Raw genomic sequence first — 25,393 nt, forward strand, 5'->3', positions numbered from 1 at the left:
CTGGTTGCCCGGGGCCGGCCCGGGCGCTTCTACAATTCGTCTCTCACGCGCATGCACACGCATGTACGCGCACGCACACACATGTGTGCACCATCAAGTTAACAGAGTTTTTGCCATGCCCCGCTCCGCATCGCCCGCCGCCCCTACCGTTGCACCCGGCCGCCGCATCCAGACCCGGCGCTCGGGCGTGCATGGCAAGGGCGTGTTTGCCGTGCAGGATATTGCAGAGGGCGAAGTCCTTGTGGAGTACACGGGCGAAGTGATCGGCTGGCAGGAGGCGCAGGACCGGCACCCGCACGACCCCCTGCAGCCCAACCACACGTTCTACTTCCATGTGGATGAAGACCATGTGATCGATGCAAAGTTCGGCGGCAACTCGTCGCGCTGGATCAACCACAGCTGCAATCCCAACTGCTACGCCGACGAGCAAGACAAGCGCATCTTCATCACGGCGCTGCGCAACATCAAGGCCGGGGAAGAGCTGAACTACGACTACGGCCTGATCATTGAAGAGCGCTACACGCCCAAGCTCAAGGCCGAGTACCCCTGCTGGTGCGGCAGCCCCAACTGCCGGGGCACGCTGCTGGCGCCCAAGCGCGGCTGGGCACCACCGGTGCCGCTGCCGCCATCCAAACCCTCCGCCAAGGCAGCCAAAAAGGCCCGGCGATGAATGCCCCCATCCGCTGGCCCGCCGAGGCCATCTGGGAAGCCGTCTCGCCCCTGCTGCCGGGTTTCACGGTCGAGGTGCTGCCCTCCATCGACTCCACCAACACCGAGCTGATGCGCCGTGCGCGCAGCGGCCAGTGCGAGCCCACGCTGCTGGTGGCCGAGCAACAGACCGCCGGGCGCGGGCGGCTGGGGCGGGTGTGGCAGAGCGATGTGGGGGCTTCGCTGATGATGTCCCTGGGCCTGCCGCTCGCGCCCAAGGACTGGTCCGGCCTGTCGCTCGCCGTGGGCGTGAGCGTGGCCGAGAGCCTGCAGCCCGTGCTGCCGCCGCTGGGTGCCCACCAGCCTGCGCGCGTGGGCCTGAAATGGCCCAACGACCTGTGGCTGGGCGGCGCGGCGGGCGACCGCAAGCTGGGCGGCATCCTGGTGGAGACCGCGAGTTTTGTGACGCCCCAGGCCGCTGCCCCGCAAACGCACACCAGCACCGCGCGTTATGTGGTGGTGGGCATCGGCATCAACGTGCTGCCGCGCAGCCCCGAGGGCATGAGCATGCCGCCCGGCTGCCTGCAGGACGTGGAGCCGGGCCTGGACGCGCCGACCGCACTGCAACGCATCGTGCCGCCCCTGGTGGCCATGCTGCAGGCCTTTGAAGGCTATGGCTTTGCGCCCATGCAGCCCCGCTTTGCAGCCCGCGACGTGCTGCAGGGCCGCGCCGTGACGCTGAGCGACGGCCACACCGGCACTGCGCATGGCGTGGGCGACGATGGCGCGCTGCTGGTACACACGGCCGGTGGCATGCAGGCCATCACCAGCTCCGAGATCAGCGTCCGGCCCAGTGCTGTGCCGCCGGTATGAAGCCCCTGCCCCCCCGCGCCCCGAAAGGCTTTTGCCCATGCTCCGACTTGCCGTGATCGTGCTGCTGCTGGCCAACGCGAGCTACTTCGCGTGGTCGCAAGGCCATCTGCGCCCCTGGGGCTGGGCGCCGCAGGAGCAGGCCGAGCCCCAGCGCATGGACCAGCAGATCCGGCCCGAAACGCTGCAGATCCTGAAGGTGAACCCGGGCAAGACCTCCTCCAGCGCGCCGGTGCCGCCCCCTGCCACCGCATCCACCGCTCCTGCCGCCACGAGCGCCGCGCCCTCCGACACCCCCACCCCACCCGCCGACCCTGCCGAATGCCTGCAGGCCGGTGTTTTTGACGAGCGCCAGGCCGAGGCCCTGCGCGCGGCGGCGGCGGGCCTGCCGCAGGGCAGCTGGGCGCTGGAGCCCACCCCCATCGCGGGCCGCTGGATGGTCTACATGGGCCGCTTCGAAGACCTGGAGACGCTGGACAGGAAACGGGCCGAACTGCGCGCCCGCAAGGTGGACCACGACCGCGCCGGTGGCACGCTGGAGTTCGGGCTCTCGCTGGGCCGCTTCGCCACCAAGGAAGCCGCCGAGCGCGAGCTGACCAACCTGGGCACCAAGGGCGTGCGCACCGCCCGTGTGGTGCAGGAGCGCCCCGACGCCCCCGGCTTCACGCTGCGCCTGCCCGCCGTGAACGATGCCCTGCGTCCCCAGCTGGACGCCCTGCGCAGTGCCATGGCAGGCAAGACGCTGCGCAGTTGTATCTGACAACAACCCCCTGAGCGGCTGCGCCAGCGCCAAAGAAAGGCTGCACGCAGCATACGGCGCCCCCGCAATCGCAGACGCGCTAGCCCCCTGCCACCACGTCCCGCGCCACAAACCGCACGCTGAAGCGCGCCCCGGGTGGCTGCTGGCCGGGGCGGGCATCTTCGAGCGTGACTTCGGCGCCGTGCTGGCGCGCGATCTCCAGCACGATGGGCAGGCCCAGGCCCGAGCCGTCGGCCTCGCTGCCCAGCGCGCGGTAGAAGGGCTGGAACACCAGTTCGCGCTCGACCTCGGGCACGCCGGGGCCGGAGTCTTCGACCTGCAGCAGCAGCACCTGGCCAAAGGTGTCGGCCAGCACACGGGCCGTGACCACGCCGGGTTTCTCGGCCGTGGAGGGGGTGTAGTTGATGGCGTTGTCCAGCAGGTTGCGCACCAGCTCCTTGAGCAGCGTGGGGTTGCCGTCCAGGGCCACGCCGGGGGTGCCGGGCTCGGCGCCGTCGTAGCCCAGGTCGATGTGCTTGTCGAGCGCACGGGGCACCGAGTCGCGCACCACCTCGATGGTCAGGCGCGCCAGGTCGCAGGGCTGGCGTGCAAACCCCACACCGCTGCCTTCGGCGCGTGCCAGCGCCAGCAGCTGGTTGACCGTGTGCGTGGCGCGAATGCTGGAGCGCCCGATCTGCTGCAGCGAGCGCTTGAGTTCTTCGGTGCTGGTGCCCTCGCGCTGGGCCAGGTCGGCCTGCATGCGCAGTCCCGCCAGCGGCGTCTTGAGCTGGTGTGCAGCGTCGGCCAGAAAGCGCTTTTGTGTGGCCAGCGAGTCGTTGAGGCGTTGCAGCAGGTCGTTCACCGACGCCACCAGGGGTGCCACCTCCAGCGGCACGGTGCGGTCGTCCAGCGGCGAGAGGTCGTCGGGCTTGCGGGCCCGGATGCGCTGCTCCAGCTGGTTCAGCGGCTGGATGCCACGCGCCAGCGCCAGCCACACCAGCAGCACGGCCAGCGGCAGGATGACGAACTGCGGCAGCATCACGCCCTTGATGATTTCGGTGGCCAGCACGCTGCGTTTTTCGCGCGTTTCGGCCACCTGCACCAGAGCCACAGGGGTGCCGGGCAGCGGCAGGCGCACCCAGATGTAGGCCACGCGGATCTCGATGCCGCGCATTTCGGCGTCGCGCAGGCGCACCTCGCCCGACAGGGGCACCTCGTCGGCAGCGGGCTCGGGCAGCTCGCGTTCGCCCGAGAGGAATTCGCCGCCCGGCCCGATGACCTGGTAGTAGACGATGTCGGAGTCGTCGGCGCGCAGGATCTCGCTGGCAGGCTGGGGCAGGTTGAACTGGACGGTATCGCCCGCCACGCTCACGAGCTGGGCCAGGGCGTGGGCGTTGTATTCGAGCGCGCGGTCGAACGGCTTGTTGGCCAGGCCCTGGGCCACCAGCCAGGTCAGCGCCAGGCTCACGGGCCACAGCAGCAGCAGCGGCGTGAGCATCCAGTCGAGGATCTCGCCGAACAGGGAGCGCTGCTCTCGCTGAAAGATCTTCAAGGCGTTTGCCGTGCTGGTTTTATGAAGAAAAAAGGCCGCTACCGCGCGTCCATCATTCCCTGACAGCTATCAATTTCATACTATCCGGGGATTTTCTCAAGGCAGTAGCCCAGGCCGCGCACGGTGGCGATGCGGATGGGGCCGCCCTCGATCTTCTTGCGCAGGCGGTGGATGTAAACCTCGATGGCGTTGTTGCTCACCTCTTCGCCCCACTCGCACAGGCGCTCGACCAGCTGCTCCTTGCTCACCAGGCGGCCCGCGCGTTGCAGCAGCACCTCCAAGAGGCCCAGCTCGCGCGCCGACAGCTCGATCATCTTGCCGTCGATAGTGGCCACGCGGCCTGCCTGGTCGTACACCAGCGGGCCGTGCTTGATGGAGCTGCTGGTGCCGCCCATGCCCCGGCGCGTGAGTGCGCGCACGCGGGCTTCCAGCTCCTGCAGGCTGAAGGGCTTGGCCATGTAGTCGTCGGCGCCAAAATCCAGACCCTTCACGCGCTCTTCGACGCTGTCGGCGGCCGTGAGGATCAGCACTGGCAGGGCCGAGCCCCGGCTGCGCAGCTTCTTGAGCACTTCCAGCCCGTGCATCTTGGGCAGGCCAAGGTCCAGGATGAGCAGGTCGAACTCGTTGTTGGTCATCAGCGCCGCGTCGGCCTCGGTGCCGCTGGCGACATGGTCCACCACGGCGCCCGAGGCGCGCAGGGTGCGCAGCAGGCCATCGGCCAGCACCTGGTCGTCTTCGGCAATGAGGATGCGCATGCGGACTGTCTCCTTGGGTGGTGCGGCCCGTGGGCGGGCCTGTGTCGTCATTGTCTGCCTGTGCGAGGATTTTAGGGTGCCCAAGGCGCCAGCGCCCTGTCCGGCGCCCTGTCCGGCGCCTTTGGCTGGATGCAAGCTTGGGGCACGGAAAATGGCGGCCATGCACATCCTGCTCATCGAAGACGACCTGGACCTGGGTCAGGCCCTGCTGCAAGCCCTGCAGCAGGGCGGCTTCACGGTGCAATGGCTGCGCAGCGTGGCCGCCACGCCGCCCCTGCCCGACGCCAACGAGGTCGCCGCCGTGCTGCTGGACCTGACCCTGCCCGACGGCCAGGGCATGGCACTGCTGCGCCGCTGGCGCCGCGCGGGCCTCAGCCTGCCGGTGATCGTGATCACGGCCCGCACGGCGCTGCAGGACCGGCTCGATGGCCTGGACGGCGGCGCCGACGACTATGTGCTCAAGCCCTTTGATGTGCCGGAGCTGCTGTCGCGCCTGCATGCCGTGTTGCGTCGCAGCGCGCGCCAGGCCAGCGAGGAGTGGACCCTGGGCGCACTGCGTCTGGCACCCCGGCGGCACGAAGCCTGGGTGAGCGGCGAGCCCCTGGCGCTGTCGCCGCGCGAGTTCCGGCTGCTGGTGGAGCTGGCGCGCGAACCCGGCAAGGTGGTGGCCAAGAACGTGCTTGCCCAGCGGCTCGAACCCCTGGGCGACGCGCTGGACGCCGCCACGCTGGAGGTGCATGTCTCCAACCTGCGCAAGAAGATCGGCGCCGAGCGCGTGGTCACGGTGCGTGGCGTGGGCTACCGGCTGCAGCCATGACACCACCGACCGAAACCCCCGCGCGCCCACGCGGCTGGTGGGGCCCCAGCCTCATGCGCCGCACCCTGCTGGCGCTGCTCGCGGCCATGGCGTTGGTGTGGCTGGTGCTGCTGGGCCAGGCGGCCATCACCCACTACCGCGCCATGGACACCAACCCCGGCGTGCGCCAGCTCGCGCAGGGGCTGGCAGGGGCGCTGGCCGCGCTGGACCAGCCCGCCGAGGCCCGCGCGCTGGTGCACGGCATGGCCCACACCCTCAACGCCATGCGCGCCGATGTGGACCTGCTGCAGGGCACTTCGGTGCTGATGCAGCTGCAGGACCGCACAGGCCAGCTGCTGCACAGCAGCACCGCCGGGCTCCCCGCCGTGCCGCTGGCAGGCGACTCCGGCCATGCCGCGATGGAGGTGGCGGGCACGCCCCATTGGGTGGCGTGGGAAAGCACGGGCCCCTGGCGCGTGGTGGTGGCCGAGCCCCGCCTGGCCGATGCACGGCTGCTGGGCTTCATGGGCGAAGACCTGGCGGCCTCGGTGCTGCTGGCGCTGCCGCTGGTGGGCCTGCCGCTGTGGTTGGCCGTGCGCACGGGGCTGCGCCCGCTGGCGCGGCTGGATGCCCAGATCGCCGCTCGCTCGGCCCATGACCTGCGACCGTTGCAGCACCTGCCGCCCCAGCGCGAGCTGCACGGCCTGGTCCAGTCGTTCGACCAGTTGCTGGCCCGCCTGCGCGCCCACCTGGCGCGCGAAAAGGCACTGGTGCACGACGCGGCCCACGAGCTGCGCACGCCCATGGCCGTCATCGCCACGCAGGCCCATGTGCTGGCGCAAGCCCCCGAAGGGCCCGCACGCGCGCAGGCCAGCGAGGCGCTGAAGCTTGCTGTGCAGCGCGCCGCGCACCTGAGCGAACAGCTGCTCACGCTGGCGGCACTGGAAGAAGCCCCCGCGCTGCACCCCACCGCGCCCCAGGACCTTATGGCGCTGCTGCAGGACTGCCTGGCCGAGCGTGCGGGCTGGGCCGAGGGCCTGGGCGTTGAGCTGTCACTCGACGGCCCGGACACCCTGGAGCTGCCGTTGGACCGCCAGTTGCTCTGGTCCGCCCTGGGCAATGTGCTGGACAACGCGCTCAAGCACGGCTGCGGCCCGGGCGCGGGGCGCGAGGTGCAGTTGCGGGTGGTGCAGGAGGGCGGCGATGTGGTGGTCTGGATTGCCGACGACGGCCCGGGCATAGCGGCAGGCGAGCAGGACCGGGTGTTCGAGCGCTTCTGGCGCTCGCCCCGCGCGCGCAGCAGCGGATCGGGCCTGGGACTCACCATCGCGCAGCAGGCCATCGGCCACCTGGGCGGGCAGGTCTGCCTGGGCCCCGGCCTGCACGGGCGGGGCGTGGGCTTCACGCTGCGCTGGCCGGTGGCGGGCTGACCACCCGCGCCCGGCAGCAGCCCCCTCTGCGCCAATCTTTGGGTTCGCCCAAGGTTGGCGTTTCAACAATCCCGGCATCTTCTTCACTTCACGAGATGCCATGACCCCTACCCGCCTTGTTCCCCCTTCCACAGCGCGCGGCGCCCTCCTCCTCTCACGCCGCCACTGGCTGGCAGCTGCAGGCCTGTCCACGTTGGGCAGTGTGCTCACCGCCTGCGGTGGGGGCGACGATGACGGCCCCCGCGAAGCTCTCCAGCGGGTGCAGGCCCTGGCCCAAGGGCTGGTGAAGCAAGGCGTGGTGGGCGCCGCAGCCGGGTGGGCGGACCCACGCCAGGTCCACACCGCCGTCGCGGGGCTGCGCCGCCTGGGTGGCAATGCGCCCCTGGCCACCGGCGACCTGATGGCCATCGGCTCCAACACCAAGGCCATGACTGCCTGCGTGGCCGCCAGCGTGGTGGACCAGGGCCTGCTGCGCTGGGACAGCACCCTGGCCCAGACCTTGCCCGAGCTGGCGCAGAGCGCCTTGCCCGCCTACCAGCAGATCACGCTGCGCGACCTGCTGGACCACCGCGCCGGGGTGATGGGCTTTTCGGCCATCGAAGACGTGGAGCTGTTCGTCAATGCGGTGGGCCCCGAGGTGCTGGCGCGCTGGCAGCAACCTGCGCAGGCGGAGGCGTTCTTCCTGCAATGGCTGCTGCGCCAGCCGCCCGTTCGCGGGACGGGCGCGGACCCGGGCTTTGCCTACTCGAACGCAGGCTATGCGCTCGCGGCCCGCATGCTGCGCGCGGCCACGGGCTTGGCGTGGGCGGATCTGCTGCGCCAGCGTGTGGCCCAGCCTCTGGGTCTTTCGCTCTTCGTGGGAGAGCCAATGCGTGCTGGCAGCCAGCAGCCCTCCGGGCACGAGATCCTGGGTGGTCGGCTGCAGCCCCTGCCCCTGGTCGAGGCCCCGGAGAGGGTGTGGCTGGAAATCCTGGACCCCGCAGGCGCCGTGAGCCTGACGGTGGGGGAGGATGCGCGGTGGCTGCAGTGGCACCTGCGGGCATTGCGCGGGGATGCCACCCCCTTGCCGCGCAGCTACGTGAAGGGACTGCAGGGCCTGGGGCACGCCCCCGCAGGCCGCTATGGCCTGGGCTGGCTGGTGCATGCGGCGCACGGCACGGGCTGGCTGCTGCACAACGGCCAGGACGCAGGTTTTCAGGCCATGTCGGTGGTCGCACTTGATGGCTCGCGCGCGGGCCTGGCCCACAGCAACATCGCCACGGCGGACAGCATGGGCCTGCTCTACGAAGGGGTCTCCACGCTGGTGGCCTGAGCCCACCGGCCCGCGCCGGGTGCTCAGCGCGGGTCGTGCGCCAGCAGCTTCTGCACCAGGGTTTTCAGGTCGGCCTGCAGGCGCGCCATGCCCTCGGGTTGCTGCGCCAGCGTGCGCTCGTCCATGTAGAGCTTGCGGTTGATCTCGACCTGGATGCTGTGGCGCTGCTGCGCCGGGTGGCCGTAGCGGCGCACCAGCTCCACACCCTTGTAGGGGTGGTTGTATTCGACGCTGTAGCCGCACGCCCGCAGGTGTTCGCAAATCAGCGCGGACAGTGCCGGGCTGGCGGTGGTGCCGTCGCGGTCGCCGATCACGAAGTCGGCATGTTCGAGCCCCGGGAACTCGGTGGCAAAGCGCCCGGCCACGGCGGGCATGGAGTGGCAGTTGAGGTGGATGCTGTAGCCATGGCGCGCATGGGCCGCGTCAATGGCCTGGGCCACCGCGGCGTGGTAGGGGCGCCAGCAGCGGTCGATGCGCGCGCGCACCTCGGCCACGGTGAGCAAGCGGTTGTAGATGGGCTCACCTTCGTCGGTGAACTTCCAGACCAGGCCCTTGCCCAGGCGCACTTTGCTCAGCACCTTGGGGTCGGTGGAGATGGGGTCGGACCACTCACCATCGAGCAGGGAAGTGTCCAGCTCGGTCGTGTCGCGGTTGGCATCGAGGTAGATGCGGGGGAAATGGGCCTCGACCCAGGCCGCGCCCATCGCCGGGGCAAAGGCATAGATCTTCTCGACATGCGTGTCTTCGGCGCGGCGCAGGGTGGGCAGATCGCAGGCGGAGCCGAAGTCGGCCGGATACTGCGTGCCGCTGTGGGGCGAGTCGAGCACCAGCGGGGTGCTGCCGGACTGGGCCGTGACCATGCCAGTGGCGCTGGGGGCCGAGGCCAGGCCCGGCGAGCCGGTGACGCCGGGCTGGGCTTGCAGAAAACGGTGGTGGATCAGTTTCAAGGCTGCATGCATAGGCAGAGTGTGCGCAAAGTGGGGCGGCTGGCCTAGCCACCCAGACCGGTTTGAAGCCATGGTTATCCCTCAGGAATCATGGCGTCCGGCTCACGGCCGGGCAGGGAGCCCCCGCCCATGGGGCGGCCTTGAACCTGGGGAACAAGGCCTGCCCGGATCAGTCGAGGGCGATCTTGGCGTAGGCTGCCACGCGCTTCATCTTGTCGATTTCGCTGGCAATCTGGGCTGTGAAGTCCTTGGGTGTGGTGCCCGAGGGGTACAGGCCCTGGCCCGCCAGCCGCTCGCGCACGGCGGGCTCCTTCAGGGCCTGGGCCACGGCCTGCTGGATGCGGTCCACCGCCGCAGCGGGCGTGGCGGCGGGGGCCACCAGGCCAAACCACGAGGGTTCGTTGGCCTGCTTGTAGCCCAGCTCGGCATAGGTGGGCACCTCGGGCAGCACGTCCAGGCGCTCGGGCCAGGACACGGCCAGCGCCTTGAGCTTGCCCGACTTGACGTGTGGCAGCGACGACGCCACCTGGTCGAAATACACCGCCACCTGGCCCGCCAGCACGTCGTTGACGGCCGGGCCCGCGCCCCGGTAGGGGATGTGCACCATCGAGGTGCCGGTGCTGCTCTTGAACAGCTCGCCCCACATGTGGCCGATGGTGCCATTGCCGGGCGTGGCGTACGAGACCTTGCCGGGATTGGCCTTGAGGTACTTGACCAGCTCGGCAAAGTCCTTGACCGGCAACACAGCAGGGTTGATGACGATCACGCCCGGAGCCTTCACGATCTCGGTCACGCCCACAAAGTCCTTGGTGGGGTGGTAGGGCAGCTTGCTATACACGGCGGGGTTCACGCCGTGGGTGGACAGCGTGGCCACGCCAATGGTGAGGCCGTCGGCCGGGGCCCGCGCCACCTCGGCCATGCCGATGGAACCACCTGCTCCGCCCCGGTTGTCCAGCACCACGGGCTGCTTGAGGATGCGGGCCAGCGACTCCTGCAGGCTGCGGGCCGTGATGTCGGTCGCGCCCCCGGGCGGGAAGGGCACGACCAGGCGCAGCGGCTTGCCCTCTTGCGCCAATGACATTCCTGGAACGAAAGATACGGCAGCCATGGCAGACAGCAGATGACGGCGTTGCATGAAGACTTCTCCTATGAATGGAACTGAGGTTAATGGAATCGATGGTCTCTACCAAGCAATGGATGTGCCTGATAACATTCCCATTTGGAATAATTTGATTACTTACGATGTCGTCCCTGCGCCGCCTCTCGCCGCCTTTGCACCTGCTGCGGGCGTTCTCGACCGTCACCCGGTTTGGCGGCGTGTCGCGCGCGGCCGAGGCGCTGCACCTCACGCAAAGCGCGGTGAGCAAACAGGTCAAGGAGCTGGAGGGCTGGGTGGGCGTGCCGCTGTTCGAGCGCAGCCGCAAACGCCTGGCGCTGACCCCGGCGGGCGAGCGGTACGAGAAGGCCGTGCGCGCGGTGCTGGCACAGCTGGAGGCCGCCACGCTGGAGCTGATCACCAGTGACGACGGCGGGGGCGCGCTGCACCTGTCCAGCCTGCCCACATTCGCCGCCAAGTGGCTCATCCCGCGCCTGCCGCAGTTCCAGCAGCAGCACCCGCAGGTCACGCTGCATTTCGTGCCGTATGTGCACAGCTACAACTTCGACCGGCCCGAGCTGGACTGCGCCATCCTGTTCGGCGACGGCCACTGGCCGGGCGCCCACGCGCACTACATCACGGGCAATGATGTGGCCCTGATCGCGCCGCGCACCAAGGTGGCCGACTGGCCCATCCGCACCCCGCGCGACGTGGCAGGCCACACCCTGCTGCGCCACGTGACCGTGCCCGAGGCCTGGCTGCGCTGGAGCGAGACCCATGGCGTGACGGGCCACCTGGACCCGCTGGGCGGCCCGCAATTCGACCAGTTCCAGACCATGATCCGCGCCGTGATGGCGGGCATGGGGCTGGCGCTGGTGCCGCGCTGCCTGGTGCAGGACGAGATCACCGCCGGGCTGGTGCGCGAGCCGCTGGCCGATGTGCCGCTGCGCGGCGGCTACCCCAGCGACGTGGGCTACTGGCTGTGCTACCCCGAGGGGCGCACGCAGTTGCACGCGCTGCAGTGTTTTCGGCAGTGGCTGCTGGCCTGCGCTCAGCCAGTGGCGGCGGGCGAGGGCGCCAGCCCTCCTCAGCCTGCGGCAGCCCCGCCCGCATAGGCCTCCAGCCCGATCGCCACCACCGTGGCCACGTCACGCCCCACCTCTTCGCGGAACTCGGCCTCGGCCTGGGCCACGGCGTCCTGAAAGGCCTGCAGCCAGGCCAGCCCCACGGGCGTGAAGCACACGCGGCGCGCGCGGGCGTCCAGCGGATCGGCCTCGCGCGTGACCAGGCCCCAGGCCTCGCACTGGTCCACCAGGTTGGCCATGGCCTGCTTGGTCATGCCTGCGCGTTGGGCCAGGTCGGTCAGCCGGTCGCCCTGCAAGGCCAGATGGCGCGTGATGTGCACATGGGCAGCACTGACCTGGTCCCGCGCCGCCAGGTTGGACAGGGCCAGCGGCACCTCCACGTTGTGCGCCATGAGCTGCAGCACCCGCGCATCGAAGCGGCGCATCGCATGGCCCAGCAGGCGGCCCAGATGGGTCTGGCGCCAGCCGTCCTGGGCGGGCGCTGCAGGGGAAATTTCAGGCATGGCCAATTGTCATGCAAACTGACTAAATTGCGCTTGAATGCATTTGAACAGCTCGCATAAACTACTGTTCAAGCATCCAGCCTGTGATTAATTGCAGAACGGTGCAAACACCCAACCCGTTGTTTCTCAAGGAGTTTTCTCATGGACGTCGCAGTCAAAGGCACCAACCCCGCATTGCCCGTGAACACCGAAAAGGCCAAGGCCCTGGCCGCCGCGCTCGCCCAGATCGAGAAGCAATTTGGCAAGGGCACCATCATGCGCCTGGGCGAAGGCGAGGTGATCGAGGACATCCAGGTGGTCTCCACCGGCTCCCTGGGCCTGGACATTGCACTGGGCGTGGGCGGCCTGCCGCGTGGCCGCGTGGTCGAGATCTACGGACCGGAATCCTCGGGCAAGACCACGCTCACGCTGCAGGTGGTGGCCGAGATGCAAAAGCAGGGTGGCACCTGCGCGTTTGTCGATGCAGAGCACGCCCTGGATGTGCAATACGCCCAGAAGCTGGGCGTGCAGCTGTCCGACCTGCTGATCAGCCAGCCCGACACCGGTGAACAGGCCCTGGAAATCGTGGACAGCCTGGTGCGCTCGGGCGCCGTGGACCTGATCATCGTGGACTCGGTGGCAGCGCTCACCCCCAAGGCCGAAATCGAAGGCGAGATGGGCGATGCCCTGCCAGGCCTGCAGGCCCGCCTGATGAGCCAGGCGCTGCGCAAGCTCACCGCCACGATCAAGAAGACCAACTGCATGGTCATCTTCATCAACCAGATCCGCATGAAGATCGGCGTGATGTTCGGCAGCCCCGAAACCACCACCGGCGGCAATGCGCTCAAGTTCTACGCCTCGGTGCGCCTCGATATCCGCCGCACCGGCACCATCAAAAAGGGCGACGAAGCCATCGGCAACGAGACCAAGGTCAAGGTGGTCAAGAACAAGGTGAGCCCGCCCTTCAAGACGGCCGAGTTCGACATCCTGTTCGGCGAAGGCATCAGCCGCGAAGGCGAGATCATCGACATGGGCGTGACGGCCAAGATCGTGGAAAAGAGCGGTGCCTGGTATGCCTACAACGGCGAGAAGATCGGCCAGGGCCGAGACAACGCCCGCGAGTTTTTGCGCGAGAACCCGGACCTGGCCCGTGAAATCGAAAACAAGGTCCGCGAAGGTTTGGGCATTGCGCTGCTGCCCGCCGCATTGGCGCAAGCCGGCGCAGCCGACGCCGCAGACGAGGCCTAAGCCCAGCACAACTGCCGCGCCACCGCAGCAAGGCCCGCGAGGGCTTTGCCGTGGCCAGACAGGCAAGCAGGCCTCCAAAATTCGAACAAAATTGGCCGTTTGCGCGCGATAGCAAAGCTTTCTTTGCTATGAAATTTGACAAATCACACCCACCATGGGCTTCACCACGCTGTCGCTCAAAGGACGCGCACTGCGGCTGCTGAGCCAGCGCGAACACTCGCGCGCTGAGCTGCTGCGCAAGCTGGCCCCGCATGTGCAAGAGGGCGATGACCTCGGCGCCTTGCTCGACGACCTGCAGGCACGCGATTTCATCAGCGAGGCGCGGGTGGTGGAGTCGGTGCTGCATCGCCGCGCGGGCCGACTGGGGGCAGCGCGCATACGGCAAGAGTTGCAGTCCAAAGGACTGGGGGCCGAAGCGGTGCAGGACGCCGTGTCCCAGTTGCAAGGCAGCGAAATGGAGCGTGCCCGCGAGGTGTGGCGCCGCAAGTTTGGCGAACCCGCCACAGACCCGCAAACCCGCGCCAAACACATGCGCTTTTTACTGGCGCGGGGATTTTCTGGTGATGTGGTGCGGCGCGTGGTGCAAGGCGCCGACGGGTCTGACGAAATCTGAGCACATCACCCACCTGCGGGGCGTGGCCACCACGTGCTGGTTGATGCGCTGGGGTGGTTAGACGCTCAGCATCAGCTGCAGGTTCTGCACCGCAGCACCACTGGCGCCCTTGCCCAGGTTGTCCAGGCGCGCAATGACCACGGCCTGCCGGTATTGTTCGCTGGCAAACACGCGCAGTTCCAGCTTGTTGGTGTCGGTCAGTGTGTCGGCGGCCAGCTTCAAATCATCGGTGGGCGGCAGCACGCTGACCCACTGCTCGGGCGTGTTGGTGCGGCTGTAGTGGCTGGCCAGCGCGTCGTGCAGATCGCTGGCCTTGGGAGCGCCGGGCAGCAGATCCAGATGCAGCGGCAGCTGCACCAGCATGCCCTGGCGGAAGTTGCCCACGGCGGGGATGAACACGGGGCGGCGTGTGAGGCCGGTGTAGCGCAGGATTTCGGGGATGTGCTTGTGCGACAGGCCCAGCGCATACGCCTCATAAGGCGCTGCAGTGCCTGCCTCGTAGGCCTCGATCATCGTACGGCCACCGCCGGAGTAGCCCGACACCGAGGGCAGGCTCAAGGGATAGTCGGCAGGGATCAGGCCCGCATCGACCAGCGGGCGCAGGATGGCAATGGCGCCCGTGGCATAGCAGCCGGGGTTGGAGACACGGGTGGCATCGCGCACCGCCTGTATTTGCGATGCCGCCAGCTCTGGAAACCCATACACCCAGCCGTCGGCCGTGCGGTGTGCGGTGCTGGCGTCGATCACCTTGACCTTGCGGCCCGCGCTGCGCTCGATCTCATCCACCATCGCCACGGTGTCGCGCGCAGCATCGTCGTGCAGGCACAGCACCACCAGATCCACGCCCGCGATCAGGTCGCGCTTGGCAGCCGGGTCCTTGCGCAACTCGGGCGCAATGCTGACCAATTCGATCTGCGGCATGGCCTGCAAACGTTCACGAATCTGCAGGCCCGTGGTGCCGGCTTCGCCATCGATAAAGACTTTGGACATGGGGTGTTCCTTCGTGTGCAACAACGGGCTGTGGCCCGATGGTAAGGGGATGTACGTACTAGGCACATGGGATGGTGCGTTGCAACATGATACAGTCGCTGGTTGCCATGTCCCAAGCCCGCGGCCAGACATCTGATCATGGCAAACGGGTAAATACCACCCTTCCCTGAGAGAGACCTCATGAAGATTCACGAATACCAAGGCAAGGAAATCTTGCGCAATTTTGGTGTGCCCGTTCCGCGTGGCATTCCCGCATTCACGGTACAAGAAGCCGTGGAAGCAGCCCAGAAGCTCGGCGGCCCCGTGTGGGTTGTCAAGGCCCAGATCCACGCCGGTGGCCGTGGCAAGGGTGGCGGCGTGAAGGTTGCCAAGACCATTGACGACGTGAAAGCACGCGCCAGCGACATCCTGGGCATGCAACTGGTCACGCACCAAACCGGCCCCGAAGGCCAGAAGGTCCGCCGCCTGTATATCGAAGACGGCGCCGACATCAAGAACGAACTGTATGTGTCGCTGGTCACCGACCGCGCCACGCAGAAGGTGGCCCTGATCGCTTCGAGCGAAGGCGGCATGGACATCGAGGAAGTGGCCCACTCCACGCCCGAGAAGATCATCACCGAGATGATCGACCCCATCGCTGGCATCACCGAAGCGCAAAGCCGCAAAGTGGCCGCCGCCATTGGCCTGACTGGTGCTTCCGTTGACCAAGCCGTAGACATCTTCGCCAAGATCTACAAGTGCTACATGGAAACCGACGCGTCGCTGGTGGAAATCAACCCGCTGAACTGCGACTCCAAGGGCAACCTGATGGCCCTGGACGCGAAGTTCAACTTTGACGCCAACGCCCTGTTCCGCCACCCAGAAATCGTCGCCTTCCGCGACCTGGACGAAGAAGATCCGGCCGAAGTCGAAGCCTCCAAGTTCGACCTGGCCTACATCAGCCTCGATGGCAACATCGGCTGCCTGGTGAACGGCGCTGGCCTGGCCATGGCCACCATGGACACCATCAAGCTGTTCGGCGGCGAGCCCGCCAACTTCCTGGACGTGGGCGGCGGTGCGACCCCCGAGAAGGTCACCGAAGCCTTCAAGATCATGCTGAAGAACCCCAAGGTCGAAGGCATTCTGGTCAACATCTTCGGCGGCATCATGAAGTGCGACACCATCGCCACCGGCGTGATCACCGCCTGCAAGGCCGTGAACCTGAACGTGCCGCTGGTCGTGCGCATGAAGGGCACGAACGAAGAGCTGGGCAAGAAGATGCTGGCCGAGTCCGGCCTGCCCATCATCGCCGCAGACACCATGGCCGAAGCCGCGACCAAGATCGTTGCTGCCGTCAAGTAAGCCCGGAGAACACACATGTCGATCTACATCAACAAAGACACCAAGGTCATCACCCAGGGCATCACGGGCAAGACCGGCCAGTTCCACACCGAGAAGTGCCAGGAATACGCAAACGGCAAGAACGCCTTCGTGGCGGGCGTGAACCCGAAGAAGGCTGGCGAGTCCATCTTCAACATCCCAATCTACGCCTCCGTCAAGGAAGCCGCTCACCAGACCGGCGCTACCGTGTCGGTGATCTACGTGCCTCCAGCAGGCGCTGCTGCCGCGATCTGGGAAGCTGTGGAAGCCGACCTGGACCTGGCCATCTGCATCACCGAAGGCATCCCAGTGCGCGACATGCTGGAAGTGCGCAACAAGATGAAGGCCAAGGAAGCTGCTGGCGGCAAGAAGACCCTGCTGCTGGGCCCCAACTGCCCTGGCCTGATCACGCCTGAAGAAATCAAGATCGGCATCATGCCCGGTCACATCCACCGCAAGGGCCGCATCGGCGTGGTGTCCCGTTCGGGCACGCTGACGTACGAAGCCGTGGCCATGCTGACCGAAGTGGGCCTGGGCCAGTCGAGCGCTGTGGGCATTGGTGGCGACCCCATCAATGGCCTCAAGCACATCGACGTGATGAAGGCGTTCAACGACGATCCAGACACCGATGCCGTGATCATGATCGGTGAAATCGGCGGTCCAGACGAAGCCGAAGCCGCCCAATGGTGCAAGGCCAACATGAAGAAGCCTATCGTGGGCTTTATCGCTGGCGTCACGGCGCCTCCCGGCAAGCGCATGGGCCACGCCGGCGCGCTGATCTCTGGCGGTGCCGATACGGCCGATGCCAAGTTGGCCATCATGGAAGAGTCGGGTTTCATCATCACCCGCAACCCTTCGGAACTGGGCAAGCTGCTCAAAGCCCAGCTCAAGTAAACCGCGTTTCGCCCGCAGCAACGGCCATGCGCACCGCGTGGCCCTGCCAGATGGGCGAATTTGCAGTGCCCCAAGCGCCCGGAACCCAAGTTCCGGGCGCTTTTTTTATTCTCTTCGCCAGCTCGGGGGCTTCTCCCAGAGCCAGTGGTCGCCGGCCTTGTGCCCCATCAAAGGTACCCGCACGAATCACCAGGTGGCATACCCGTCTCGCACCGAGTGACAAAAATGGCACCTCCCCCATCCAGGATGGAGGCCCGCCCCCGACAAGAACGGCACGGGACGAAGGGCCATCGCCTGCTTTGCTGCTGAAATTCGCCTGAATCTACCTCCCACGACCTGGGCGCGGTTATTGCTTGAAACGCCACTCAATACCTGAGCGGAACAACAGCAAGTGGGCAGAAAATCCTCGGCACGACGGCTTGACATATGGCGTACCGACGGCTTTTGGAGCGCATTGGCGGGACTGGCGGTCGTGGCCTTGTGCGCCGTTACCGGTGTCTCGCAGCGACTGGACCTTGTGCTGTACGACGCGGCGACCCGCGCCTCCTCCCCAGCCCCCCTGCCTGAAATCACCCTCGTCAACATCGACGGCGCGAGCCTGTCGGCACTGGGCCCCTGGCCCTGGTCCCGCGACACCCATGCGCGGCTGGTCGATCAACTGGCTGCCAGCGGCGCCAAGACCATTGTTCTCACCACCGACTTCACAGAGTCCCAAAGCGACCAGGGCCTGGGCCATGTGCGCAAGATCAGGGAAGTGCTGGCAGCCTCCGGGGACACCGGCCCGCTGGCCACCGAACTCGGCCGCCTTGCCGCAGAAGCCGACCGGGCGCTCGACACGGACACACGCCTGGCCGGTGCCATGCAGCGCGCGGGCAATGTGCTCCTGGCTTCGCGTTATGCGTCCACGGGCACGCCTGCAGCGCTTCCGTCCTATGTGCGCCGCAGCGCGCTGCCCGACCCAGGCGCCTACGCCAGCCCCGTCCAGGCAGCGCAGCACCCGATGGGCGCACTTGGAACATCGGCCGCTGCCGTGGGCCACCTGTTTTCGGAGGCTGACGACGACGGCAAAATTCGGCGTGCGCCCATGCTCTTGCGGTACGACAACGCCGGGATTCCTGCATTGGCCCTGCTCGCCGCCCAGCACAGCCTCCACCTGGGGATGAGCGATTTGCGCATCCAGGAGGTGCCTTCTGGTCTGCGCCTGGGTGGCCTGTACATACCGACGGATGCCACTGCGGTGATGCGCCCTCGGATACAGACAGCGGCGGGCGACGCCCCGGCGTTCCCAACCCATTCCTTTGCCAGCGTGCTTGACGGCAAAGCACCCGCTGGCAACTTCAAAGACAAGATCGTGCTGGTGGGGAGCACTTCCGATGTGCTGGCAGGGAAGCTTATTCCACCGGAGCGACTGGGCCCGCAGCACCCTGTTGACGCGCTCGCTTACACCATTTCCTCCATTCGGCTGGGTCTCGGCGTGCAAGAGCCTGGCTGGGCCGCCTGGGCCTCCGGGTTGGCTGCGGCAGCAGCGCTGGCGTACGTGGTGCTGCTCGCCCACCGCGGCCGCCCCCCCATCGCACTGGGTGTTGGCGCGGCGCTGGTGCTGGCCTTCGTAGCTGTCGAGTGGGTGTTGCTGCGCTATGCAGGCCTGTGGGTGGCGCTGACACTGCCCGCCTTGGGGCTCGCCGCTGGGGTGGCTGCCGGCGTGCTACTCGGGTGGAGAAACGGTCAGGGCCGCCCCCATTCGACGGAGGCCGCAGAGGCGGACCGGATGATGGGCCTGGCGCTGCACGGGCAGGGCCAACTGGACATGGCGTTCGAGCGGCTGCGCAAAGTCCCTGCAAGCGATGCTCTGCTGGACAACCTTTACCACCTGGCCGAGGACTTTGAGCGCAAACGCAACTTCGCCAAAGCCAAAGCCGTCTATGAACACATCCTGCGGCACAACAAGCAATACAAAGACACCCGCAGCCGCTACAAGCGGGCACGCGCCAAGGCCGACCGCAGCGGCCCCAGCAGCCAGCCCGCGTCCGTGCCTCCCAGTAGTGGTGGTGCCGCCAGCCCACGGCTGCCTGGTGACGCCACGCTGGGCATGCCCATGCTGGGGCGCTACCAGATCGACCGGGAAATCGGCAAAGGGGCCATGGGCATCGTTTACCTGGGCCGGGATCCCAAGATCGGGCGCGTGGTGGCCATCAAAACACTGGCCCTGGGCCAGGAGTTCGAGGGCGATGCGCTGATTGATGCACGGGCCCGGTTCTTCCGCGAGGCCGAGACGGCAGGGCGCCTGCAACACCCGCACATCGTGACCATCTTCGATGCGGGCGAAGAGCATGACCTGGCCTACATCGCCATGGAATTCCTCAAAGGCCGGGACCTGGCCTATGCCTGCGCAAAGGAGCACCTGCTGCCCGTGCCCACGGTGCTGTCGATTGCCGCCTGCGTGGCGGATGCGCTGGACTATGCCCATGCCCACAATGTGGTGCACCGCGACATCAAGCCCGCCAACATCATGTACGACAGCGCCACCCATGCGGTGAAGGTGACGGACTTTGGCATTGCACGCATCACCGACTCCAGCAAGACCCGCACAGGGCTGGTGCTGGGCACCCCCAGCTTCATGTCTCCCGAACAGCTCGCCGGGAAGAAGGTGGATGGCCGGTCGGACCTGTACTCGCTGGGCATCTCGCTGTTCCAGTTGCTGACGGGCACCCTTCCTCTGCGCGGCGCCTCCATGACGGAGTTGATGCACAAGATCGCCAGCGTGGATGCGCCTGATATCCGCGAATTGCGCCCCGACCTCTCCCCCGCCATTGCCAGGGTAGTGGCGCTGGCGCTGCAAAAGCGCCCTGAAGCACGCTATCAGACAGGCCGCCAGTTTGCCGCCGATCTGCGGCAGGCTGCCGCCGGAACAGCTGGCGCCCATGGCCTGCCCACGCCCGAAACAGTGGTCTATGATGCGGACCGCGATGCAACAGGGCATGAGATGACGGATTTTCAGGAAACCGTGATGGATCCCCCCGCTGTGCGGGGAGCGTCAGCCCCGCCCGTTTCAGGCGCCCAATGACGCTCGCCCACACATCCATGACCTATGAATTTTTCGCACGGACCGACAAGGGCCGGGTGCGCAGCAACAATGAAGATGCGGTGGCGGTCGATCGCGAAGCGCAGGTCGCCATACTTGCCGACGGGATGGGCGGCTACAACGCAGGCGAGGTGGCCAGCGGCATGGCCACTACCTTCATCCGTACCGAGATGGCCCGCTGGCTGGCCCAGGCAGGCACCACCCCACAGTCCACCGATGTGCGCCGCGCACTGGAAATCTGCGTGGAAAACGCCAACCACGCCATCCTGGGTGCATCGCTGTCGAACCCCCAATACGCCGGCATGGGCACCACCCTGGTGGTGGCCGTGTTCCACGGCAGCCGCCTGATCCTTGGGCACATCGGCGATTCGCGGTGCTATAGGCTGCGGGATGGCACGTTGCAGCAAATTACGCGGGACCATTCGTGGCTGCAGGAACAGATCGATGCGGGCCTGCTCACGGCCCAACAGGCGGCACAGTCCTCCAACCGCAACCTGGTGACCCGCGCTCTGGGCGTGGAGCCCAACGTCATGATGGAGGTCAACGAGTTCCAGGTGGCCGCCAACGACCTCTTTCTTTTGTGTTCGGACGGGCTCACTGACATGGTGACCGATGCCGATCTCGCGGAAATGGTGCGAGCGCCACTCGCCCTGGAAGAAAAAGCCACATTGCTCATCGACACAGCCAACGCGAACGGCGGCCGTGATAACGTGAGCGTGCTGCTGGTGCAGGCCGCTGCGGGAGGCAAGAAGCGCGGCCTTATGTCCCGATTGCTAGGGGCCGCTTGAATGGCCCAAACCACAACAATTCATCACATCAGGAGTGGATCATGCCGAGAATGATCGTTTCAATCGACGGGGTCGTCATCAAGGAAGTGCAACTGACCAAGGAGCGGACCACGCTCGGCCGACGCCCGTACAACGACATCGTGATCGACAACCTTGCCGTGAGCGGTGAGCATGCCGTGATCCACATGGCCGAACATGAGGTCGAGATCGAAGACCTGGGCAGCACCAACGGCACCTATGTGAATGCCAAAGCCGTTAAGCGCCATGAGCTGCGCAACGGCGACACCATTGAAGTTGGCAAATACAAGATCCGCTTCCTGCAGGAAGCCGAAGGCCAGAACTTCGAGAAAACCATGATCTTCAAGCCGGGCATGGTTCCCCCCATGGGCACGGCTGCGCGGCCGACCCCCACGGCGCCCGCCCCCATGCCCATCTCCGCAGTGATCCGAGTCATGTCGGGTGCGGCGGCCGGGCGAGAAGTGTCCTTGCAAAAGGTGGTGACAACCATCGGCAAACCAGGTGTGGCCGTGGCCTCCATCACCAAACGCCACCAGGGATTTGTGCTGGCCCATGTGGAGGGCCCCGAAACACCTCTGCTTAATGGCGCCTCGATCGGAACATCTCCCGTGCCGCTCAAGCATGGAGACCGGCTGGAACTGGCTGGCACCGAGATGCAATTCGAACAGGTCTGAGGGCTAGCGCTGGTGTGGGGCCTTCACGGCTGCCACAACAGTGCTGTTACCGCACACCTTTCCACTCCATGCGGCCAGGACCATGCGACAGCAGCTATCGCACCTGTTCCTGCGCCGCTGGCGGCGTATCGCTGTCACCCTGATCCCGCTGGTCTTTGCGCTGCTGCACATTGCCGATGTGCTGCACCTGCAGGTGCTGGAACGGCTGGACAACATCATCTACGACACGCGCCTGCGGGTCACCATGCCCCGCACGCTGGACGAGCGCATCGTCATCATCGACATCGATGAAAAGAGCCTGGGCCAGGTCGGCCAATGGCCATGGAGGCGCGACAAACTGGCTGCCCTGACGCGCGAACTGTTCGAACGGCAACAGGTGTCGGTGCTGGGTTTCGATGTCGTGTTTGCAGAAGCAGATGAAAGCTCGGGGCTCTCCACACTGCGCGAGCTGGCGCAAGGAGCATTGCGCGAACAACCCGGGTTCCAGGAACAACTTGCACGCCTTGCCCCGTCGCTGAACTACGACGCACTGTTTGCACAGTCCCTGCAGGGCCGCCCTGTGGTCCTTGGCTACTACCTCTCGGGCAGCGACCGGGACGGCATCACCAAGGGGGCGTTGCCCCCTCCAGCGCTGCCGCTGGACCGCTTGCGCGGCTTGCCACTGATCGCCACGTCGTGGAAGGGCTATAGCAGCAACATCGAGAGTCTTGCGAACACCGCACCCGCTGCCGGGTTCTTCAATTCGATCACCGACGAAGATGGCGTTGTGCGCTCCCTCCCGCTGCTGGCCGAGTACCAGGGGCAATACTACGAATCACTGGCCCTGGCCATGTTCCGCGCCGTGATTGGTTCACCCGAGATCCACCCGGGCTTCGCCAATCCGGTCCCCGGCGGCACTTATGATGCCTTGCAAAGCATCGTGCTACGCGCCGATGGCCGCTCCCTCGCGCTGCCGGTGGATGATCAGCTGGCAACCCTTATCCCTTACCGAGGTCCGGGCGATGCCCGGGGTGGCTCCTTCCGGTATGTCTCTGCCTCGGATGTCCTGGAAGGCAAACTGCCACCAGGCCAACTCAAAGACCAGTTGGTGCTGGTGGGCTCCACAGCGCCCGGGCTGCTGGACCTGCGGGTGACCCCCGTCGGCCGAACCTATCCGGGGGTGGAAGCGCATGCCAATGTGCTTTCAGCCTTCCTGGATGGCAAGAACATCGTACGGCCCGACTACGCCATTGGCTTTGATGCTTTGCAGCTGCTGTGCGCTGGACTGCTGCTGGCCATTGCGCTGCCCTTGCTGTCGGCATCCGCAGCAGTGCTGCTGAGCGGGGGCGTGGTGACCGCGCTGGTGAGCGTCAACCTTTGGCTGTATCTTGCGCACGGACTCGCTTTACCACTCGCCACGGCAGTCGTGATGGCGCTGCTGGCGTTTGCACTCAACATGGCGTATGGCTACTTTGTGGAGAGCCGCTCCAAGCGTGAACTGGCCACCCTGTTCAGCGCGTATGTGCCACCCGAGCTGGTGGCTGAGATGGTGAAGCAACCCGAGCACTACAGCATGCAAGCCACCAACCGCGAGTTGACCGTGATGTTCTGTGACATGCGTGGCTTCACGGCGATGTCGGAGCGCATGGAGCCACTGCAGCTGCAGGCGTTGCTCAACGAGGTGTTCAGCAAACTCACCCACATCATCCGAAGTCACCGGGGAACCATTGACAAATACATGGGCGACTGCGTGATGGCATTTTGGGGTGCCCCCGTTGCCACTCCGGACCATGCCCACCTCGCCGTGTCGGCCGCCATGGAAATGGCCCAGGCCATCGGGCAGATCAATGCCGACCACCGGCAGCGTGGCCTGCCTGAAATCGGAGTAGGCATCGGGCTCAACACGGGCGTCATGTGCGTGGGCGACATGGGCTCGGACATACGCCGCGCCTACACGGTCATCGGCGATGCCGTGAACCTGGGATCGCGTCTGGAGGGCCTGTCCAAACACTACGGCACTGCCATTGTGGTAAGTGAAAGTGCCCAGTCACTGGCCCCTCAGTTTGTCTGGCAGCAGATGGACCGCGTGCGCGTCAAAGGCAAAGCCCAGGCTGTTCCCATCTACCAACCCTTGGGCAAACTGGGGCAGGTGCCCCATCGCCAAGCGGAAGAGCTGGAAGTGTGGACGCAATTTCTAGCAGCCTATGCTGTGCAGGAATGGGCACAATGTGATGCATTGTTGACTCAGTTGCGAGAGTTCGAACCCAACGCTGTGCTGCACGCGCTGTACGCCGAACGCGTGGCGAGCCTCCGGTTGTTGCCCTTCAACCCGGAGTGGGACAGCGCCACCAACTTCGACACCAAGTAAGTAGACAGAGTAAGCAGGCAACCAAAACAACAGCGGGAAGGCTTGACATGCAGATTCGCGTGCTGGGTTGCTCCGGTGCCATCGCCAAGGACTGTCGCACGACGTCCTTCTTGGTTGGAGACCGCATCCTGATCGATGCGGGCACCGGCGTGGGCGACCTTACGCTGGAGGAAATGGGCCGAATTGACCATGTCCTGCTCACTCACTCGCATCTCGACCATATCGCCGCACTGCCCCTGATGCTGGACGCGGTCTCGTCCTCGCGCCGCAGCCCCTTACAGGTTCATGCCTTGCCTGCCACGATCGCAGCACTCCAGGCACACGTGTTCAACAACGTGATCTGGCCAGACTTCAGCACAATCCCATCGCAAGCATCCCCATTCCTTCAGTACCAAGCCTTTGCGACCGGCGAGTTGCTGGCGATAGACGGCACCGAAATCGAAGTTCTCCCCGCGCGCCACACCGTCCCTGCCGTAGGCTTCGCCGTACGCGGAGACGCGGGCTGGTGGGTGTTCAGTGGCGACACCGAACGCAACCAGGCCTTCTGGGACCGCGTTAACACGCTGCCCGTAGCCTACCTCGTCATAGAAACCGCCTTCAGCAACCGCGAACGCGATCTTGCCTGCCGCAGCCTGCACCTGTCACCAGACACCCTGGCCCAGGAACTGGCGCATATCCACCCGGCAAACCGCTACCCCATCTACATCACACACACCAAGCCTTCAGAAACCGAACTCATCATGGAGGAGATTCGGCAGCTTGATGGCACAGCGGGCATCCAACTTGGTCCTCATGACATCCGCTGGCTGAGAGCAGGTCAAACGCTTGAGGTGTGAGAGTCGGCTTGACAATACTGACTGACAAAAATGTAAAGTCACATGATCGACGGGGGCTTTTTTTGGCGCGAGACAGATCTATCTAGTGCGCTCCCCCGAAGAGGTCTGTGAACAATGTTGAAGAAGAACCTTTTTTTCGGATGTTTGCTCATCAGTTGCTTGACTTTGCTGATCCAGCACCCCTTTCAAAGGCGCCGGCTGTCTTTTTCAGGGCTCTTACAGCAGTCGAGCAGTCGGCAGACAAGACCCGCCCTGGCAGGCACGGGGATTGCATAGCAACTGCGCATTTGCAACTTTTCCTAGGAGTTTTTCATGAAGCGCTCTATCCAAAAGGGTTTTACCCTGATCGAACTGATGATCGTGGTTGCGATCATCGGTATCTTGGCTGCCGTGGCTCTGCCTGCGTACCAGGACTACACGGCTCGTGCAAAGGTGTCTGAAGCCATTCTGGCAGCATCTTCTTGCCGCACCAGCATCACCGAAACCATCCAATCGGCATCGTCCGGTACGGCAATCGCCGCAAACGGTTGGGGTTGCGAAGTCTCGGTCGGCTCTGGTACCAAGTATGTGAGCCGAATTGACACGACCGCATCTGCGCCTGCCACTGCGGGTGGTGGCGTGCAAATCATCGTGACTACGCAAAACATTGCCACCGGCGCCAACGGTACTCTTCGCATGGCTGCTTGCAGTGCTGCAACACAGACCACCTTCGCGACCTGCCAGCAGCCTAACTTCGGCTTGGCTGTGAACAGCTGGCTGTGCGGTCCTGGCACTACTGGCACGCCTATGCTGGCCAAATTCTTGCCTGGCTCGTGCCGCGCCGCATAATTGC

23 protein-coding genes are annotated in these 25,393 nt (G+C 65.8%); 17 read left to right on the top strand and 6 right to left on the bottom strand.

Going from position 1 to position 25,393, the window contains the following annotated elements; translation table 11 throughout:
* The first annotated feature begins 115 nt into the window (after positions 1-115).
* The 3 genes from ACSQ3O_RS25605 to ACSQ3O_RS25615 are packed head-to-tail and all read left to right on the top strand — an operon-like array spanning position 116 to position 2,278.
* A complete protein-coding gene (locus ACSQ3O_RS25605; RefSeq protein ID WP_137749309.1) occupies positions 116-670 on the top strand; it encodes an SET domain-containing protein in 555 nt (184 codons plus the stop codon).
* The gene (locus ACSQ3O_RS25610; protein ID WP_436140906.1) at positions 667-1,521 is read left to right on the top strand and encodes a biotin--[acetyl-CoA-carboxylase] ligase; all 855 of its coding nucleotides are present in this window, start codon (positions 667-669) and stop codon (positions 1,519-1,521) included. Before ACSQ3O_RS25605 ends, ACSQ3O_RS25610 begins: the two co-directional genes overlap by 4 nt.
* Positions 1,522-1,558: 37 nt before the next feature.
* Entirely contained in the window at positions 1,559-2,278 is a 720-nt protein-coding gene (locus ACSQ3O_RS25615) for an SPOR domain-containing protein (protein ID WP_436140907.1), read from the top strand.
* Between the two features lie 79 nt (positions 2,279-2,357).
* Here ACSQ3O_RS25615 and ACSQ3O_RS25620 read toward each other — a convergent pair whose 3' ends face one another.
* Positions 2,358-3,809 (bottom strand): sensor histidine kinase N-terminal domain-containing protein, encoded by a 1,452-nt coding sequence (locus tag ACSQ3O_RS25620; protein ID WP_436140908.1) that lies wholly within the window; start codon positions 3,807-3,809, stop codon positions 2,358-2,360.
* An 80-nt stretch (positions 3,810-3,889) separates the two neighbouring features.
* On the bottom strand, positions 3,890-4,564 hold the full coding sequence (locus ACSQ3O_RS25625; protein ID WP_063459706.1) for a response regulator: 675 nt from the start codon (positions 4,562-4,564) through the stop codon (positions 3,890-3,892).
* Between the two features lie 160 nt (positions 4,565-4,724).
* Between ACSQ3O_RS25625 and ACSQ3O_RS25630 the strand changes: the two genes are divergently transcribed.
* The 3 genes from ACSQ3O_RS25630 to ACSQ3O_RS25640 all read left to right on the top strand — a co-directional run bounded on the left by ACSQ3O_RS25630 (position 4,725) and on the right by ACSQ3O_RS25640 (position 8,102).
* On the top strand, positions 4,725-5,381 hold the full coding sequence (locus ACSQ3O_RS25630) for a response regulator (RefSeq protein WP_436140909.1): 657 nt from the start codon (positions 4,725-4,727) through the stop codon (positions 5,379-5,381).
* Positions 5,378-6,790, top strand: coding sequence for a sensor histidine kinase (locus ACSQ3O_RS25635; RefSeq protein ID WP_436140910.1), 1,413 nt, complete (start codon positions 5,378-5,380; stop codon positions 6,788-6,790). Before ACSQ3O_RS25630 ends, ACSQ3O_RS25635 begins: the two co-directional genes overlap by 4 nt.
* Before the next feature lie 100 nt (positions 6,791-6,890).
* The gene (locus ACSQ3O_RS25640) at positions 6,891-8,102 is read left to right on the top strand and encodes a serine hydrolase domain-containing protein (RefSeq protein WP_436140911.1); all 1,212 of its coding nucleotides are present in this window, start codon (positions 6,891-6,893) and stop codon (positions 8,100-8,102) included.
* A gap of 23 nt (positions 8,103-8,125) precedes the next feature.
* Here the strand turns inward: ACSQ3O_RS25640 and ACSQ3O_RS25645 are convergent, their stop codons facing one another.
* Positions 8,126-9,061: an N-formylglutamate amidohydrolase gene (locus tag ACSQ3O_RS25645; protein WP_436140912.1), complete on the bottom strand. Its 936-nt coding sequence runs from the start codon at positions 9,059-9,061 to the stop codon at positions 8,126-8,128.
* Positions 9,062-9,218: 157 nt separating this feature from the next.
* Positions 9,219-10,184 (bottom strand): tripartite tricarboxylate transporter substrate binding protein BugE, encoded by a 966-nt coding sequence (locus tag ACSQ3O_RS25650; RefSeq protein WP_137749316.1) that lies wholly within the window; start codon positions 10,182-10,184, stop codon positions 9,219-9,221.
* A 107-nt stretch (positions 10,185-10,291) separates the two neighbouring features.
* Between ACSQ3O_RS25650 and ACSQ3O_RS25655 the strand changes: the two genes are divergently transcribed.
* Positions 10,292-11,260 (top strand): LysR substrate-binding domain-containing protein, encoded by a 969-nt coding sequence (locus ACSQ3O_RS25655; RefSeq protein ID WP_436140913.1) that lies wholly within the window; start codon positions 10,292-10,294, stop codon positions 11,258-11,260.
* Here the strand turns inward: ACSQ3O_RS25655 and ACSQ3O_RS25660 are convergent.
* Positions 11,233-11,733, bottom strand: a complete 501-nt coding sequence (locus tag ACSQ3O_RS25660; protein ID WP_436140914.1) for a MarR family winged helix-turn-helix transcriptional regulator — start codon at positions 11,731-11,733, stop codon at positions 11,233-11,235. The two genes, ACSQ3O_RS25655 and ACSQ3O_RS25660, sit on opposite strands and share 28 nt — an antisense overlap.
* A gap of 141 nt (positions 11,734-11,874) precedes the next feature.
* Here ACSQ3O_RS25660 and recA point away from each other — a divergent pair, with 141 nt between their 5' ends.
* Together recA and recX are read left to right on the top strand one after the other, a co-directional pair.
* Positions 11,875-12,960 carry a recombinase RecA gene (gene recA, locus ACSQ3O_RS25665; RefSeq protein WP_137749319.1) on the top strand — a complete coding sequence of 362 codons (1,086 nt, stop codon included), beginning with the start codon at positions 11,875-11,877 and terminating at the stop codon, positions 12,958-12,960.
* A gap of 154 nt (positions 12,961-13,114) precedes the next feature.
* The gene (recX, locus tag ACSQ3O_RS25670; RefSeq protein ID WP_436140915.1) at positions 13,115-13,573 is read left to right on the top strand and encodes a recombination regulator RecX; all 459 of its coding nucleotides are present in this window, start codon (positions 13,115-13,117) and stop codon (positions 13,571-13,573) included.
* A gap of 57 nt (positions 13,574-13,630) precedes the next feature.
* Here the strand turns inward: recX and argC are convergent, their stop codons facing one another.
* A complete protein-coding gene (gene argC, locus ACSQ3O_RS25675) occupies positions 13,631-14,563 on the bottom strand; it encodes an N-acetyl-gamma-glutamyl-phosphate reductase (protein ID WP_436140916.1) in 933 nt (310 codons plus the stop codon).
* Between the two features lie 180 nt (positions 14,564-14,743).
* On the opposite strand from argC, the gene sucC reads away from it, so the two are divergent.
* The 8 genes from sucC to ACSQ3O_RS25715 all read left to right on the top strand — a co-directional run bounded on the left by sucC (position 14,744) and on the right by ACSQ3O_RS25715 (position 25,389).
* A complete protein-coding gene (gene sucC, locus ACSQ3O_RS25680; protein WP_137749322.1) occupies positions 14,744-15,904 on the top strand; it encodes an ADP-forming succinate--CoA ligase subunit beta in 1,161 nt (386 codons plus the stop codon).
* A 15-nt stretch (positions 15,905-15,919) separates the two neighbouring features.
* Positions 15,920-16,816, top strand: a complete 897-nt coding sequence (gene sucD / locus ACSQ3O_RS25685) for a succinate--CoA ligase subunit alpha (RefSeq protein ID WP_137749323.1) — start codon at positions 15,920-15,922, stop codon at positions 16,814-16,816.
* Positions 16,817-17,288: 472 nt separating this feature from the next.
* Positions 17,289-19,880 carry a CHASE2 domain-containing serine/threonine-protein kinase gene (locus tag ACSQ3O_RS25690; protein WP_436140917.1) on the top strand — a complete coding sequence of 864 codons (2,592 nt, stop codon included), beginning with the start codon at positions 17,289-17,291 and terminating at the stop codon, positions 19,878-19,880.
* A gap of 17 nt (positions 19,881-19,897) precedes the next feature.
* On the top strand, positions 19,898-20,686 hold the full coding sequence (locus ACSQ3O_RS25695) for a Stp1/IreP family PP2C-type Ser/Thr phosphatase (RefSeq protein ID WP_137749325.1): 789 nt from the start codon (positions 19,898-19,900) through the stop codon (positions 20,684-20,686).
* Positions 20,687-20,727: 41 nt separating this feature from the next.
* Positions 20,728-21,378, top strand: a complete 651-nt coding sequence (locus ACSQ3O_RS25700) for an FHA domain-containing protein (RefSeq protein WP_436140918.1) — start codon at positions 20,728-20,730, stop codon at positions 21,376-21,378.
* An 82-nt stretch (positions 21,379-21,460) separates the two neighbouring features.
* Positions 21,461-23,725 (top strand): CHASE2 domain-containing protein, encoded by a 2,265-nt coding sequence (locus ACSQ3O_RS25705; protein ID WP_436140919.1) that lies wholly within the window; start codon positions 21,461-21,463, stop codon positions 23,723-23,725.
* Between the two features lie 47 nt (positions 23,726-23,772).
* Positions 23,773-24,561, top strand: a complete 789-nt coding sequence (locus tag ACSQ3O_RS25710; RefSeq protein WP_436140920.1) for an MBL fold metallo-hydrolase — start codon at positions 23,773-23,775, stop codon at positions 24,559-24,561.
* Positions 24,562-24,873: 312 nt separating this feature from the next.
* Positions 24,874-25,389, top strand: a complete 516-nt coding sequence (locus ACSQ3O_RS25715; protein ID WP_436140921.1) for a pilin — start codon at positions 24,874-24,876, stop codon at positions 25,387-25,389.
* The last annotated feature ends 4 nt before the right edge of the window (positions 25,390-25,393 follow it).

The sequence above is a fragment of the Acidovorax sp. LjRoot74 genome, from assembly GCF_964254355.1.
Classification (GTDB): Bacteria; Pseudomonadota; Gammaproteobacteria; order Burkholderiales; family Burkholderiaceae_C; genus Acidovorax.